The organism is Streptomyces sp. NPDC093085 (assembly GCF_040683935.1).
GTDB lineage: Bacteria > Actinomycetota > Actinomycetes > Streptomycetales > Streptomycetaceae > Streptomyces.
In genome coordinates, this window is sequence record NZ_JBFBFB010000006.1 from 395,716 (window position 1) to 409,701 (window position 13,986).

Consider the following 13,986-nt stretch of genomic DNA (forward strand, 5'->3'; position numbering starts at 1 on the left):
GAGATTGCGATGAGCACTCGATGAGTACGCGATGAGTACGCCCATGAAGTAGCGACGGTCCGGCGGTAACCCGGACCTAAAAGGAGCGAAGTGGCTAAGGTCCGGGTATACGAACTCGCCAAGGAGTTCGGTGTGGAGAGCAAGGTCGTCATGGCCAAGCTCCAAGAACTCGGTGAATTCGTCCGTTCGGCGTCCTCGACGATCGAGGCGCCGGTCGTACGCAAGTTGACTGATGCTTTGCAGGGGCCCGGTGGCAACGCCGGCAAGCCCGCTGCCAAGCCCGGGGCGCCCCGTAAGGCGACCCCCGCGCGGCCCGCCCCGCCGTCTCCGGGCCCGCAGGCCCAGGCGGCCCGTCCCGCTGCCCCCAAGCCGGGCGTCCCGGGCCCCAAGCCCGCGGCCGCCGAGGCCCCCAGGAGCAGCGCACCCTCCCCGGTGCCGGCCCCGGGCCCGCGTCCGACCCCGGCCGCCCCGCGGCCCGCGCGTCCGGCGCCCGCCCCGGCGGCGCCGGAGTTCACCGCGCCCCCGTCGGCCCCGTCCGGCCCCCGGCCCGGCGCCACCCCGGGACCGCGTCCCCCCCGCCCCTCCGGCGGCCAGGGCGACCAGCGCCAGGGAGAGCGGCAGGAGCGCCAGGGAGACCAGCGCGGCGAGCAGCGCCAGGGCGGCCGCCCCGGCGGCGCGCGTCCCGGCCAGGCACCCCGTCCCGGCGCCCGCCCCGCGGGCCCGCGTCCGGGCAACAACCCCTTCACGTCCGGCGGTTCCACCGGCATGGCGCGCCCGCAGGCGCCCCGTCCCGGCGGCGCCCCGCGTCCCGGCGGCCCCGGTGCCCCCGGCGGCGCCCCGCGCCCCCAGGGCGCCGGCCAGGGCGGTCCCCGGCCCCAGGCGGGCCCCGGCGGACAGTCCGGCGGCCGGCCCACCCCGGGCGGCATGCCGCGCCCCCAGGCGCCGCGCCCCGCGGGCCCCGGCGGTAACCGTCCGAACCCGGGCATGATGCCGCAGCGTCCCGCAGCCGGCCCGCGCCCCGGTGGCGGTCCCGGCGGCGGCCGTGGACCCGGCGGCCCCGGTCGCCCCGGTGGTGGCGGCGGCGGTCGTCCCGGCGGCGGCGGCTTCGCCGGCCGTCCGGGTGGCGGCGGCGGTGGCGGCTTCGCGGGCCGTCCCGGTGGCGGCGGCGGTGCCCCGGGCCGTCCCGGCGGCGGCGGTGGCTTCGGCGGCGGCGGTGGCCGTCCCGGCTTCGGCGGACGTCCGGGTGGTCCCGGCGGCCGTGGTGGCACACAGGGTGCGTTCGGCCGCCCCGGCGGGCCCGCGCGTCGTGGCCGTAAGTCGAAGCGGCAGAGGCGCCAGGAGTACGAGGCCATGCAGGCCCCGTCGGTAGGCGGCGTGATGCTGCCGCGCGGCCAGGGCCAGACGGTCCGGCTGTCGCGCGGTGCGTCGCTCACCGACTTCGCGGAGAAGATCAACGCCAACCCGGCGTCGCTCGTCGCCGTGATGATGAACCTCGGCGAGATGGTCACGGCCACGCAGTCCGTCTCCGACGAGACGCTGCAGCTCCTCGCCGGCGAGATGAACTACGTCGTCGAGATCGTCAGCCCGGAGGAGGAGGACCGCGAGCTTCTCGAGTCCTTCGACATCGAGTTCGGCGAGGACGAGGGCGGCGAGGAAGCGCTCGTGTCCCGGCCGCCGGTCGTCACCGTCATGGGTCACGTCGACCACGGTAAGACCCGGCTGCTGGACGCGATCCGCAAGACGAACGTCGTCGCGGGCGAGGCCGGCGGTATCACCCAGCACATCGGCGCGTACCAGGTCGCCACGGACGTCAACGGTGAAGAGCGCAAGATCACCTTCATCGACACCCCGGGTCACGAGGCGTTCACCGCCATGCGTGCCCGTGGTGCGAAGTCCACCGACATCGCGATCCTCGTGGTCGCGGCCAACGACGGTGTGATGCCCCAGACGATCGAGGCGCTGAACCACGCCAAGGCGGCCGACGTGCCGATCGTGGTCGCGGTCAACAAGATCGACGTCGAGGGCGCCGACCCGACCAAGGTGCGCGGCCAGCTCACCGAGTTCGGTCTGGTGGCCGAGGAGTACGGCGGCGACACCATGTTCGTCGACATCTCCGCCAAGCAGGGTCTGCACATCGACAGCCTGCTGGAGGCCGTCGTCCTCACCGCCGACGCCTCGCTCGACCTGCGGGCCAACCCGGAGCAGGACGCGCAGGGCATCGCGATCGAGGCGCACCTCGACCGCGGCCGCGGCGCCGTCGCGACCGTCCTCGTCCAGCGCGGCACGCTGCGCGTCGGTGACACCATGGTCGCCGGTGACGCGTACGGCCGGGTCCGGGCGATGCTCGACGACAACGGCAACAACGTCGAGGAAGCGACGCCTTCGACGCCCGTCCTGGTCCTGGGGCTCACCAACGTCCCCGGCGCCGGCGACAACTTCCTCGTCGTGGACGAGGACCGTACCGCCCGGCAGATCGCCGAGAAGCGCGCCGCCCGTGAGCGGAACGCGGCGTTCGCCCGCAGGGGCGTCCGGTTCTCCCTGGAGAACCTGGACGAGGCCCTCAAGGCCGGCCTGGTGCAGGAACTCAACCTCATCATCAAGGGCGACGCGTCCGGTTCGGTCGAGGCCCTGGAGTCCTCGCTGCTCCAGCTCGACGTCGGCGACGAGGTCGACATCCGCGTCCTGCACCGCGGCGTCGGTGCGGTCACGGAGTCGGACATCGACCTGGCGATGGGCTCCGACGCCATCGTGATCGGCTTCAACGTGCGCGCCGCGGGGCGCGCCGCGCAGATGGCCGACCGCGAGGGTGTGGACGTCCGCTACTACTCGGTCATCTACCAGGCGATCGAGGAGATCGAGGCGGCCCTCAAGGGCATGCTCAAGCCGGAGTACGAAGAGGTCGAGCTGGGTACGGCGGAGATCCGCGAGATCTTCCGCTCGTCCAAGCTGGGCAACATCGCGGGTGTTCTCATCCGCTCCGGCGAGGTCAAGCGCAACACCAAGGCCCGGCTCATCCGCGACGGCAAGGTCATCGCGGAGGACCTCAACATCCAGGGTCTGCGCCGCTTCAAGGACGATGTCACCGAGATCCGCGAAGGCTTCGAGGGCGGTATCAACCTCGGGAACTTCAACGACATCAAGATCGACGACGTCATCGCGACGTACGAGATGCGGGAGAAGCCGCGCGGCTGACGCGCGGCAGCCGGTCCGGGGCCGGTCGACGGGACGTATTTCCGTCGATCGGCCCCGGCCGTTCCGTGTACGGTTCTGGTGTCCCTGCCCAGCACGGCCGGGACCGTCGAACCCGTACCGGCGGGACATCCGGACATCCATGTATGTGGGGACACTGTCCTTCGATCTCCTTCTCGGCGACGTACGGTCGTTGAAGGAGAAGCGTTCCGTCGTCCGGCCGATCGTCGCCGAGCTGCAGCGGAAATTCGCCGTGAGCGTGGCGGAGACCGGCGACCAGGACCTGCACCGCAGGGCCGAGATCGGTCTCGCGGTGGTCTCCGGCGACTGGGGGCACCTCACCGAGGTGCTGGACCGGTGCGAGCGCATGGTCGCCGGCCGCCCCGAGGTGGAGCTGCTCTCCGTACGGCGCCGCCTCCATGGCGACGACGAGGACTGAGACGCCGCGCCGTACGGAGGCACCGTCGCCGTACGGTGACGGTGCTGTACAGAGGTGACGAGGACCGAGGCGACGCTGTACGAGAAGACGCCGTAGGGAGAGGGTGCCGTACAGAGGGCGCCGTATGGAGAAGACGCTGTACGGAGCGCTCAGGACCGGGGCACGAGGTCCAGGGCGGCAGGACCGACCAGAGAAGACCGGCCGTGCGAGCGGCCGGGGAACCAGCAAGAATCCCAGAAGGAAGAGTGACGGACCGGTGACCGACAACGCGCGGGCGCGCAAGCTGGCCGACCGTATCCAGGTCGTGGTCGCGGAGACCCTGGACCGGCGTATCAAGGACCCGCGACTCGGCTTCGTGACCATCACGGACGCCCGCGTCACCGGCGACCTGCGGGAGGCCACGGTCTTCTACACGGTCTACGGCGACGACGAGGAGCGCGCGGCGTCCGCCGCGGCCCTGGAGAGCGCCAAGGGCATCCTGCGCTCCGAGGTGGGCCGCCAGACCGGCGTCCGCTTCACGCCGACCCTGGCGTTCGTCCCCGACGCCCTCCCGGACAACGCGCGCACCATCGAGGACCTGCTCGACAAGGCGCGCGCCAAGGACGCCGAGGTACGGAACGTCTCGACCGGCAAGACGTACGCGGCCGGGGCCGACCCGTACCGTAAGGCGGACGCCTCCGACGACGACGCGGCCTCCGCTTCCGCCGCCGACCCCGACTCCGACGACGGCGGCGCCGCCGAGGGCGGGGCCGCCGGTGCGGACGCCTCCGGCGGGGCCACCCGGCGCGGCGCCGCCGGCAGCACGGACGGTGCGGCCGGCAGCACGGACGGCGCCGCCGCGGAATGACTCAGCACCACAGCCGGCAGCAGGGCCAGCGGCAGGATCAGCGGCCCCGGACGCCCGACGGCCTGATCATCGTGGACAAGCCGTCGGGCTTCACCTCGCACGATGTCGTCGCCAAGATGCGCGGCATCGCCAGGACCCGTCGCGTCGGCCACGCGGGCACCCTGGACCCGATGGCGACCGGAGTCCTGGTCCTCGGCGTGGAGCGCGCCACGAAGCTCCTGGGCCACCTCGCGCTGACCGAGAAGGAGTACCTCGGGACGATCCGGCTCGGCCAGGACACCGTCACGGACGACGCGGAGGGGGAGATCACCTCCGTCACCGACGCCTCCGCCGTACCGCGCGAGGCGATCGACGCCGGGATCGCCGCCCTCACCGGCGCGATCATGCAGGTGCCTTCCAAGGTCAGCGCCATCAAGATCGACGGGAAGCGGTCGTACGCGCGGGTGCGCGGCGGCGAGGAGTTCGAGATCCCGGCCCGGCCGGTCACCGTCTCCTCCTTCCGGCTCTACGACGTCCGCGCCGCCGTCGCTGAGGACGGCACCCCCGTCCTCGACCTGGTCGTCTCCGTCGTCTGCTCCTCCGGTACGTACATCCGCGCCCTCGCGCGCGACCTCGGGGCCGGGCTCGGGGTGGGCGGCCACCTCACCGCGCTGCGCAGGACCCGGGTGGGCCCGTACGCGCTGGACGCCGCGCGGACGCTCGACCAGCTCCAGGAGGAGCTGACCGTCATGCCGGTCGCCGAGGCGGCCGCCGCGGCGTTCCCGCGCTGGGACGTGGACGAGAAGCGGGCGCAGCTCCTGCTCAACGGGGTACGGCTGGAGATGCCCGCGTACGGGACGGGGCCGGTCGCGGCCTTCGACCCGGCGGGCCGGTTTCTGGCGCTGCTGGAGGAGCGGCACGGCAAGGCGAAGAGCCTCGCGGTTTTCGCCTGAGCGGGCGGCCGGCGAGTTCTGCCCGGGCGGGTGGTCGGCGGGCGGATACCGGCGAGTGGAAGCTGCCGGATTGGCAGGCCACTGGTCGGCAGGCCGCCGGCAGGCTGCTGGCAGGCAGGCCGCCGGTTGGCAGGCTGCCGGTCGCTTCGTCGCCTCGTCACCTTGTCGCCTCGTCACCGGATTCCCACCGTGGGACGGACGGGCTCGCCTGTCCGCCCCACGGTCCCCCTCCGAGAAAGATCTCTGTCCAGCCGGAACCTCCCCGTCACCCCTTCAGCGGGGCGCGCGGAATGCACTCCGGGGGCATTGGGGGGCGTGAACGGGCGGCATGGCAGTCTTAGCATTGCGTAACTGGAAATGACGTACATGGGTTCGGGCGAGGAGCGGTCTCAGTGCAGCGCTGGCGTGGCTTGGCGGACATCCCCCAGGACTGGGGGCGCAGCGTCGTCACCATCGGCTCCTACGACGGGGTGCACCGCGGGCACCAGCTCATCATCGGCCGCGCCGTGGAGCGCGCCGGGGAACTGGGCGTACCGTCCGTCGTGGTGACCTTCGACCCGCACCCCAGCGAGGTCGTACGCCCCGGCAGCCACCCACCGCTGCTCGCCCCGCACCACCGGCGCGCCGAGCTGATGGCGGAGCTGGGCGTGGACGCGCTGCTGATCCTGCCGTTCACGCTGGAGTTCTCGAAGCTGTCGCCCGCCGACTTCATCGTGAAGGTCCTGGTCGACAAGTTGCACGCGCGTGCCGTCATCGAGGGCCCGAACTTCCGCTTCGGCCACAAGGCGGCGGGCAACGTCGCCGTCCTCGCCGACCTGGGGGCCACGTACGACTACGAGGTCGAGGTCGTCGACCTGTATGTCCGCGGCGCCGCGGGGGGCGGCGAGCCCTTCTCCTCCACGCTCACCCGCCGCCTCGTCGCCGAGGGGGACGTCGCGGGCGCCGCGGAGATCCTGGGGCGGCCGCACCGGGTGGAGGGCGTGGTGGTGCGCGGCGCGCAGCGCGGACGCGAACTCGGCTTCCCGACGGCCAATGTGGAGACCCTGCCGCACACCGCCGTTCCCGCCGACGGCGTCTACGCGGGGTGGCTCACGGCCGACGGCGAGCGCATGCCCGCCGCGATCTCCGTGGGCACGAACCCGCAGTTCGAGGGCGTCGACCGGACCGTCGAGGCGTACGCCATCGACCGGGTGGGCCTGGATCTCTACGGACTCCATGTCACTGTCGACTTCCTCGCCTATGTGCGCGGCATGCGGAAGTTCGAGTCCATCGAGGCGCTGCTCGACGCGATGGGCGACGACGTGAAGCGCGCACGAACCCTGACGGAGTCGTACGACGCGTCGTAACCGGGGCGGCGTCTTACGCGGCGACCGTTCACGCCGTATGGCGCCGTACGGTGCGCAGGGACCGTCCCGGGGCCCCAGAAGCCCCGTACGGCGGGCGTACGGCGCCATACGGGGCGCCCCCCCCCGGCTGTACCCAGCGGCGCCGCTGCCGCCCCGTAGAGCGACGCCGCCACGGCCCCGTACGGCGCGACTCCGGTCACGTGCCGGCCTTGCGGCCCCGTACGGCGCGACCCAGGCTGCATCCACCGGCCCCGCGCCCCGTACGGGGCCGCCGTGTATGTCCCGTCACTCCGTGGCTGTGGGCGCCGTCGTCGCCGCGTGGCAGGCCACCTGCGCCCCGGCGCCGCCCGTCAGTACCGGCAGCGGCGCGGTACGGCACCGGTCCGCGACGCCCGCGCGTTCCGCCGCGCCCGACGCGAGCACCTGGCACCGTACGTGGAACCGGCACCCCTGGGGGATACGCGACGGGTCCGGCGGCTCGCCCGTGAGGACGACCGGGGCGGCGTCCGATTCCGGCAGGACCGAGAGCAGCGCCTGTGTGTACGGGTGCTGAGGCGCCGTCAGTACGTCCTCGACGGGGCCCGTTTCCACGATGCGGCCGAGATACATCACCGCGACCCGGTCCGCGATGTTCCAGGCGAGCCCCAGATCGTGCGTCACCACCAGTGCGGAGAGACCGAGTTCGTCGCGCAGCGACAGCAGCAGCGCCAGGATCTCGCCCCGTACCGAGGCGTCCAGGGAGGCGACCGGCTCGTCCGCGATGATCAGTTCGGGCTCGAGGACCAGCGCCCCGGCGATGACGACGCGCTGGCGCTGCCCGCCGGACAGTTCATGCGGGTAGCGCAGGAAGAAGCGCTCGGGGGGCCGCAGCCCCGCGCGCGCCAGCGCCTCGGCGACGGCGGCGCGTTCGTCGCCCTGGTGGCCGTGGATCCGGAGCCCCTCGGCGACCGCGTCGTACACGGTGTGGCGCGGGTTGAGCGAGCCGCTGGGGTCCTGGAGCACGAGTTGGACGCGCCGGCGGTACGCCTTGAGGTCGCGGGCCCCGTAGCCGAGCGGCGCCCCGGCGAAGGCCACCTGGCCCGCCGTCGGCGCCACCAGCCCGAGCAGCGAGCGCGCCAGGGTGGTCTTGCCGCACCCGGATTCACCGACCAGGGCGACGATCTCCCCGGGGGCGATGTCGAGGTCGACCCCGTCAACGGCGCGTGCGGGCGCCGCCCCGCGCCGCCCCGGGAAGGTCACGCTCAGCCCGGCGGCCGAGAGCAGCGGCGCCGGCACCGGGGGCGCCGACGGTGCGGGGGTGGTCGTCATGGCTGGCTCCTGGAGAACGGCCGTGCGGTGTGCGTACGGACCACGGTGGTGCGCCGTACGCCCCGTACGGGGCGTACGGGGCGCGGCATACGGAAGGGAACGGCGCGACGCGCCGCCGGACGACGGGGCGAGGAGGCGGACTTCGGCGACGGGACGGGGACGGCCCGCGCGGCGCGGCGTACGGGGCGCGGTACGGGGCCCTGCGCCGCCGCGCGGCGTACGGCGTGACGCCATTCCGTGAGGAGCTGCGCAGGGCCGCGGCGTATGCGGCGTACAGGGCGCGTAGTACGGGGCGCAGTGCCATGGCACTGCGGGTGACCCATGGCGCGGTGGTAGGTGCCGCCGCGACGCGTCGCGCACCGTACGCGGCCCGCGCCACGACGCGGTGTACGGGGCCGTGTGCCATGGCGCACCGTACGGGGCGACGCACCGGCGTCGTGGTCCGCGCCCCGTGCCACGGAGCGGCGCCCCGCGCACCGGGACGCGCCGCGACGTACCGCGCGCGCAGGGGCGGTCCGTGCCGCTCCGCGCCGTACGGGGCGGGCAGGGCGCCGCTCTGCGGCCCCGTGCCGTGCGTCCCGTCACGGCAGGGGCTCCGCCGCCTCGGGGGCCGTCTGGGTTGCTTCCGTCGGTTCCGCCGCCTCAGGAGGAGCCTGGGGCGTCTCCGTTCGCGCTGTCCGCCCCGTCGGCGCCGTCGTGTCGGCCTCGCGTGGGAGGCCCGCGTGGACGCAGGCCGCGCGGCGGTCGGGGGTGACGTGGCGCAGGGGCTGGTCCTGCTCGGCGCAGGTGGCCAGTGCCACGGGGCAGCGGGGGTGGAACGTACAGCCGGACGGCAGCGCCGCCGGGTCGGGCGGGTCGCCGGGGAGGCCACGGGGGGCGCGGCGTGATGTGAGGTCCCCGATACGGGGGAACGCGGCGGAGAGGGCGCGGCCGTAGGGGTGCTCCGCCGCGTCGTACACGCCCCGTGCGGGGCCCTCCTCGACGACGCGGCCCGCGTACATCACGGCGAGCCGGTCACAGGTGTCGGCCAGCACCGCCAGATCGTGGCTGATCATCAGCAGGCTGATGTCCTGGTCGGCGACGAGCTGCTCGATCAGCCGCAGGATCTGCGCCTGGATCATCACGTCGAGCGCCGTGGTCGGCTCGTCCGCGACGATCAGGCGCGGATCGCAGGCGAGCGCCATCGCGATCATGACGCGCTGGCGCTGGCCGCCGGAGAGCTCGTGCGGGTACGCGTCCGCGCGCGCCGCCGAAAGTCCGACCTGTTCCAGCAGTTCGGCGGCGCGCGCCCGCGCCGCACCAGGGGTGGTGCGGCGGTGCAGCAGCACCGGTTCGGCGATCTGGTCGCCGATGCGGTGCACGGCGTTGAGCGAGTGCATGGCGCCCTGGAAGACGATGGACGCGCCCGCCCACCGTACGGCGCGCAGCCGGCCCCACTTCATGGCGAGAACGTCCTCACCGTCGAGCAGGATCTCCCCGGAGAGCTTCGCCGCGGGCGGCAGCAGCCGGAGAAGCGCCAGCGCCAGCGTGGATTTCCCGCACCCCGACTCGCCCGCGATACCCAGCTTGCTGCCGGCCGCCAGGGTGAGGTCGACGCCCCGTACGGCGGGCACGGCGGTGGGCCCCGTACCGTACGTCACCCGCAGGTTCCTGACCTCCAGCAGACTGGTGGCGCCGCTCGCGCCCGGCTGCGGTGGCATGCTGCTCGCAGTGGTCAACGGGAGACCCCCAGCTTCGGGTTGAGCACGGCCTCGACGGCGCGGCCGCAGAGAGTGAAGGCGAGCGCGACGAACGCGATGGCGAGACCGGGCGGCGCCAGGTACCACCAGTGCCCCGACGAGACGGCGCCCGCCTCGCGCGCGTCCTGGAGCATGCCGCCCCACGAGATGACGATCGGATCGCCGAGGCCGAGGAAGGCGAGCGTGGCCTCCGTCAGGATGGCGCTGGAGATGCCCAGCGTCGTCTGAGCGAGTACCAGGGGCATCACATTGGGCAGCACATGCCGCGTCATGATGTGGCGGTGCCCGCCGCCCAGGGCCCGCGCGCGTTCGATGTACGGGCGGGATTCGACGGCGATCGTCTGCGCCCGTACCAGCCGCGCCGTCGTCGGCCAGCTCGTGACGCCGATCGCCAGGATCACCGTCCAGATCGAACGGGACATGACCGTCGCCAGCACGATGGCCAGGACGAGCGCCGGCATCACCAGGAACCAGTCCGTGATCCGCATGACCACGGTGGCGAACCAGCCGCCGTAGTGCCCGGCGACGATGCCGACCAGCGTCCCGATGGCCACCGAGAGCGCGGCGGCCAGCAGACCCACCGTCAGCGAGACCCGTGAGCCCCAGATCAGCAGCCCCAGCAGCGACCGTCCGAACTGGTCCGTGCCGAGCGGGAACGCCCCGCTGGGCTTCTCCAGGGCCTTCCCCGGGGCGTCCGTCACGCTCGCCACGTCGCCGCCGACCAGCAGCGGGGCGAGGAGCGCGAGCAGCGCGACGGAGGCGAGCCCGACGAGGCCGAAGAGCCCCGTACGGTGCGTGCGGTACGCCGCCCAGAAGCGGGCCACCGAGCGGCGCCGCCGCGCCCGGGCGAGCGAGGCCGCCGTAGGCCCCGTGCCGGGCCGTGCGGCGCCCTCCGGGGGGTCCGGCGCCACCGCGGCCCCGTCCGCGCCGGACGGCGGGACGGGCGGCGTCGGCGGGGTCTTCTCCAGCGTCATCGGCCCACCCGGGGATCGAGCAGCGGATAGAGCACATCCGCGACGAGGTTCATGAGGATCATCGCGCCGGCGAAGACGACGAACAGCCCCTGGACGAGCGGCAGGTCCGGCACGCTCAGCGCCGAGTAGAACAGCCCGCCCAGCCCCGGCCACGAGAACACCGTCTCCACCAGGATCGAACCGGCCGCCACATGGCCCAGATTGATGAAGACCATGGTGACGGTCGGCAGGAGCGCGTTGGGCACCGCGTGGCGGCGGCGCACCAGGTCGTCCCGCAGCCCCTTCGCACGTGCCGTCGTCAGATAGTCACTGCCCATTTCGTCCAGCAGTGAGGAGCGCATCACGAGCAGCGTCTGCGCGTAGCCGACCGCCACCAGGGTGATCACAGGAAGCACCATGTGGTGCGCCACGTCCGCGACGTACGCGAGGCCGGTCGTGTTCCCCGACTCCATCCCGCCGGTGGGGAACATGCCGGGCAGAGGTCCGATGCCCACCGCGAAGACGATGATCAACAGCAGCCCGAGCCAGAAGGACGGCACCGACCACAGGGTGAGCGCCACGCCGGTGTTGACGCGGTCGCCGAGGCTGCCGTTGCGCCACGCGGAGCGGGTGCCGAGCCAGAGCCCCAGCGCCGAGTAGATCACCACGGCGACGCCCGTCAGCAACAGCGTCGCAGGCAGCTTCTGGACGATCAGCTCGCCCACCGGCGCGTGGAACTGGTACGAGACGCCCAGATCGCCACTGAGCGCCTTCGCGCAGTAGTCGGTGAACTGCTGCCACAGCGGCAGGTCGAGCCCGAACTGCCGGCGCAGCGTCGCCAACTGCTCGGCCGAGGTCGGCACCCCATGGGTCATCGCCTTGACGGGGTCGCCCGGGATGATCCGGAAGAGGAAGAAACTGGTGACGAGGACGGCGAAGAGGGACACCAGCGCCCCGCCCAGCTTTCCCGCCACATAGACCGCATAAGCGGCCCCGGCGCCCGACGCCGCGCGGACGTCGCGCGCGCCGGGGCCGGTGGAGCCAGCGGGACCGGCGGAGCCGGACGGCCCGGGGGACACCGGACCGTCCGCCGCGTCCCGCGCCGTACGGGGCGTGCTCGCTGCGCTCATGGGCTATTCACGGTCTTCCGCGGTGGAGCGGCGCCGCAGCACGAAGAAGCCCCCGAGCGCCGCGGCGGCCACCACGGCCGCGCCGATCCCGATCAGCGCCCCGTTCGACGAGGAACCGCCCGAAGCGCCCCCCGTGCCGTCGGCGGGCGTCGCGGACCACCAGCTCCAGTAACCGTCCTGGCCCCAGATGTTCCCGGCCGCCTCCGGCATCGTCGTGATCGACTTGATCTGGTCGGTGCGGTACGCCTCGACCGCGTTCGGATACGCCATGACGTTCATGTACCCGATGTCGTACAGCCGCGACTCCATCTGCTTGACGAGATCCGCCCGCTTGGCGGCGTCGTACTCCGCTACCTGCCGCGCGTACAGCTCGTCGAACTGCTTGTCGCAGATGAAGTTGTCGGTGGCGCCGGAGTCCTTGGGCGTGGCGGGCAGCGCCCCGCAGGTGTGGATGGAGAGGACGAAGTCCGGATCGGGGTTGACGGACCAGCCGTCGAAGGCGAGATCGTAGTCACCGGCCAGCCAGGGGTCGGAGACATTGTCGAGACAGTCGACCTTCAGCCCGATGCCGAGCGTGCCCCACCACTCCTGGAGGTACTTGCCGATCGACTTGTCGTTCGGGTCGGTGGCGTGGCACAGGATCCGGAAGTCCAGCGGCTTGCCGTCCTTGCCCAGCCGCTTGCCCTCGGCGTTCTTCCGGTAGCCGGCGGCGTCGAGCGTCTTCGCCGCCTCGGCCGGGTCGTACGCGATCTTCTGGCTCTCCGAGGGCTTCCAGAAGTACGAGGTGAAGCGCGGCGGGATGTACCCCTCGCCCTCGACCGCGTACCCCTGGAACACCTTGTCGATGATCGTGCCGCGGTCCACGGACTGGAAGAGCGCCTTGCGCACGGCGGGGTCCTGGAGCGCGACGTTCCCGTTGCCGAACTTCTTGCCGTCCTTGGCGCGTGCGCCGGGGTTGACCGCGAGGGCGTAGAAGCGCCGCCCCGGGGCGTTGTTCACCTTGATGTCCTTGGCGCTCTTGAGCGCCGCTGCCTGGGCCGGGGTGAGGTTGGCGGCGAAGGACACCTCGCCCTTCTGAAGCGCCGCGACGGCGGCGTCCCCGTCCTTGTAGTACTTGAAGACCAGTTCGTCGAACTTGGGCGCGCCCCGCCAGAAGTCCTTGCTGGGCTTCAGCTTGACGTACTGATCGACCTTGTAGTCCGTGATGACGAACGGACCGTTGCCGACGATCGGGAACGTCTTGTCGTTGTTGAACGTGGAGAAGTCCCCGACCTTCTCCCATACGTGCTTCGGGACGATCGGTATGTCGAGCGCTGTCATCGTCGCCTGGGGCTTCTTCAACTTGACGACCAAGGTGGTCGGATCGGGCGCCGTCACCTTCTCGAAGTTGGCGGTGAAGCTGCCGTTGGCGACGGCGGCGTTCGGGTCCGACATCATCTTGTTGAACGTCCAGGCGGCGTCCTCGGCGGTGGCCTGCTGCCCGTCCGACCACTTCGAGTCGTCACGAATGGTGAACGTCCACGTCAACTTGTCTTCCGACGGCTTCCACGCGGTCGCGAAGCCCGGGACGGGATGGGCGTCCTTGGGGTCGTAGTTGACGAGGTACTCATAGGCCAGCCGGTGAATGCTGGTACTGGTCAGCCGCTGCGCCAGGAACGGGCTGAGCGAGTCGATCGACTGGCTGACCGCGACCGTGAGGACGTTCTTTCCGTCGGCTGCACGGGCCTCCTGGGGCGCCGGGAGCAGCGGACCGAGCGGGATCACCGATCCGGCCACCAGAGCGGCGGAGGCGGCGACGGAGGCCAGGAGATGACGGAGCCGGGGACGGCGGCGCTGCCGTACGGGGCGGGGTTCGGGCCGGTGCGCGGGGCACGGCGCGGCCTGCCGCGGCGTACGCGGCGGAACTCTTTCGACCATGGGAGGGTGACCTCGCGTTATCACTCGCACGGAGAAGCCGGGTTGATGCTGATTCGTCAACTGGTGAAGCGAAGGTTTATCAGCGGTTGTCGGCCGCGTCAACGGCCGCCCATACCGCGTGTGGTCTGCGGTAATGCGCCGAGAGGCCGCACCGTGAAGACGGTGCGGCCTCTCATTGGTCTCTAC

General features: G+C 72.4%; 11 protein-coding genes. 6 read left to right on the top strand and 5 right to left on the bottom strand.

Annotated features, from left to right (window positions below):
* The first annotated feature begins 90 nt into the window (after positions 1-90).
* The 5 genes from infB (at position 91) to AB0O07_RS20530 (ending at position 6,753) form a co-directional block, all read left to right on the top strand.
* The gene (gene infB, locus AB0O07_RS20510) at positions 91-3,192 is read left to right on the top strand and encodes a translation initiation factor IF-2 (protein ID WP_365635172.1); all 3,102 of its coding nucleotides are present in this window, start codon (positions 91-93) and stop codon (positions 3,190-3,192) included.
* 139 nt (positions 3,193-3,331) lie between these two features.
* Positions 3,332-3,628, top strand: a complete 297-nt coding sequence (locus AB0O07_RS20515) for a DUF503 domain-containing protein (RefSeq protein WP_365635175.1) — start codon at positions 3,332-3,334, stop codon at positions 3,626-3,628.
* Between the two features lie 256 nt (positions 3,629-3,884).
* Positions 3,885-4,475: a 30S ribosome-binding factor RbfA gene (gene rbfA / locus AB0O07_RS20520; protein WP_365635178.1), complete on the top strand. Its 591-nt coding sequence runs from the start codon at positions 3,885-3,887 to the stop codon at positions 4,473-4,475.
* Positions 4,472-5,407, top strand: a complete 936-nt coding sequence (truB, locus tag AB0O07_RS20525; RefSeq protein WP_365635181.1) for a tRNA pseudouridine(55) synthase TruB — start codon at positions 4,472-4,474, stop codon at positions 5,405-5,407. The genes rbfA and truB overlap by 4 nt, the downstream gene beginning before the upstream one ends.
* Positions 5,408-5,799: 392 nt before the next feature.
* Complete coding sequence (locus AB0O07_RS20530) at positions 5,800-6,753, top strand: bifunctional riboflavin kinase/FAD synthetase (RefSeq protein WP_365635184.1); 954 nt, start codon at positions 5,800-5,802, stop codon at positions 6,751-6,753.
* 285 nt (positions 6,754-7,038) lie between these two features.
* Here AB0O07_RS20530 and AB0O07_RS20535 read toward each other — a convergent pair whose 3' ends face one another.
* Positions 7,039-8,061 (bottom strand): ABC transporter ATP-binding protein, encoded by a 1,023-nt coding sequence (locus AB0O07_RS20535; protein WP_365635187.1) that lies wholly within the window; start codon positions 8,059-8,061, stop codon positions 7,039-7,041.
* Between the two features lie 27 nt (positions 8,062-8,088).
* Here AB0O07_RS20535 and AB0O07_RS20540 point away from each other — a divergent pair, with 27 nt between their 5' ends.
* Positions 8,089-8,289, top strand: coding sequence for a hypothetical protein (locus AB0O07_RS20540; protein ID WP_365635190.1), 201 nt, complete (start codon positions 8,089-8,091; stop codon positions 8,287-8,289).
* 353 nt (positions 8,290-8,642) lie between these two features.
* On the opposite strand, the gene AB0O07_RS20545 is transcribed toward AB0O07_RS20540, so the two are convergent.
* The 4 genes from AB0O07_RS20545 to AB0O07_RS20560 are packed head-to-tail and all read right to left on the bottom strand — an operon-like array spanning position 8,643 to position 13,800.
* The gene (locus AB0O07_RS20545; RefSeq protein ID WP_365635193.1) at positions 8,643-9,761 is read right to left on the bottom strand and encodes an ABC transporter ATP-binding protein; all 1,119 of its coding nucleotides are present in this window, start codon (positions 9,759-9,761) and stop codon (positions 8,643-8,645) included.
* A 14-nt stretch (positions 9,762-9,775) separates the two neighbouring features.
* A complete protein-coding gene (locus AB0O07_RS20550) occupies positions 9,776-10,774 on the bottom strand; it encodes an ABC transporter permease (RefSeq protein ID WP_365635196.1) in 999 nt (332 codons plus the stop codon).
* Positions 10,771-11,883: an ABC transporter permease gene (locus tag AB0O07_RS20555; RefSeq protein ID WP_365635199.1), complete on the bottom strand. Its 1,113-nt coding sequence runs from the start codon at positions 11,881-11,883 to the stop codon at positions 10,771-10,773. The genes AB0O07_RS20550 and AB0O07_RS20555 overlap by 4 nt, the downstream gene beginning before the upstream one ends.
* A gap of 3 nt (positions 11,884-11,886) precedes the next feature.
* A complete protein-coding gene (locus tag AB0O07_RS20560) occupies positions 11,887-13,800 on the bottom strand; it encodes an ABC transporter substrate-binding protein (RefSeq protein ID WP_365635201.1) in 1,914 nt (637 codons plus the stop codon).
* Positions 13,801-13,986 lie beyond the last annotated feature (186 nt).

Excerpts from the sequence above, each read along its gene's own strand:
- AB0O07_RS20515 (WP_365635175.1), top strand. The coding sequence starts at position 3,332 with ATGTATGTGGGGACACTGTCCTTCGATCTCCTTCTCGGCGACGTACGG.
- AB0O07_RS20550 (WP_365635196.1), bottom strand. The coding sequence starts at position 10,774 with ATGACGCTGGAGAAGACCCCGCCGACGCCGCCCGTCCCGCCGTCCGGC.
- AB0O07_RS20555 (WP_365635199.1), bottom strand. The coding sequence starts at position 11,883 with ATGAGCGCAGCGAGCACGCCCCGTACGGCGCGGGACGCGGCGGACGGT.
- AB0O07_RS20560 (WP_365635201.1), bottom strand. The coding sequence starts at position 13,800 with ATGGTCGAAAGAGTTCCGCCGCGTACGCCGCGGCAGGCCGCGCCGTGC.
- truB (WP_365635181.1), top strand. The coding sequence starts at position 4,472 with ATGACTCAGCACCACAGCCGGCAGCAGGGCCAGCGGCAGGATCAGCGG.
- AB0O07_RS20545 (WP_365635193.1), bottom strand. The coding sequence starts at position 9,761 with ATGCCACCGCAGCCGGGCGCGAGCGGCGCCACCAGTCTGCTGGAGGTC.
- AB0O07_RS20535 (WP_365635187.1), bottom strand. The coding sequence starts at position 8,061 with ATGACGACCACCCCCGCACCGTCGGCGCCCCCGGTGCCGGCGCCGCTG.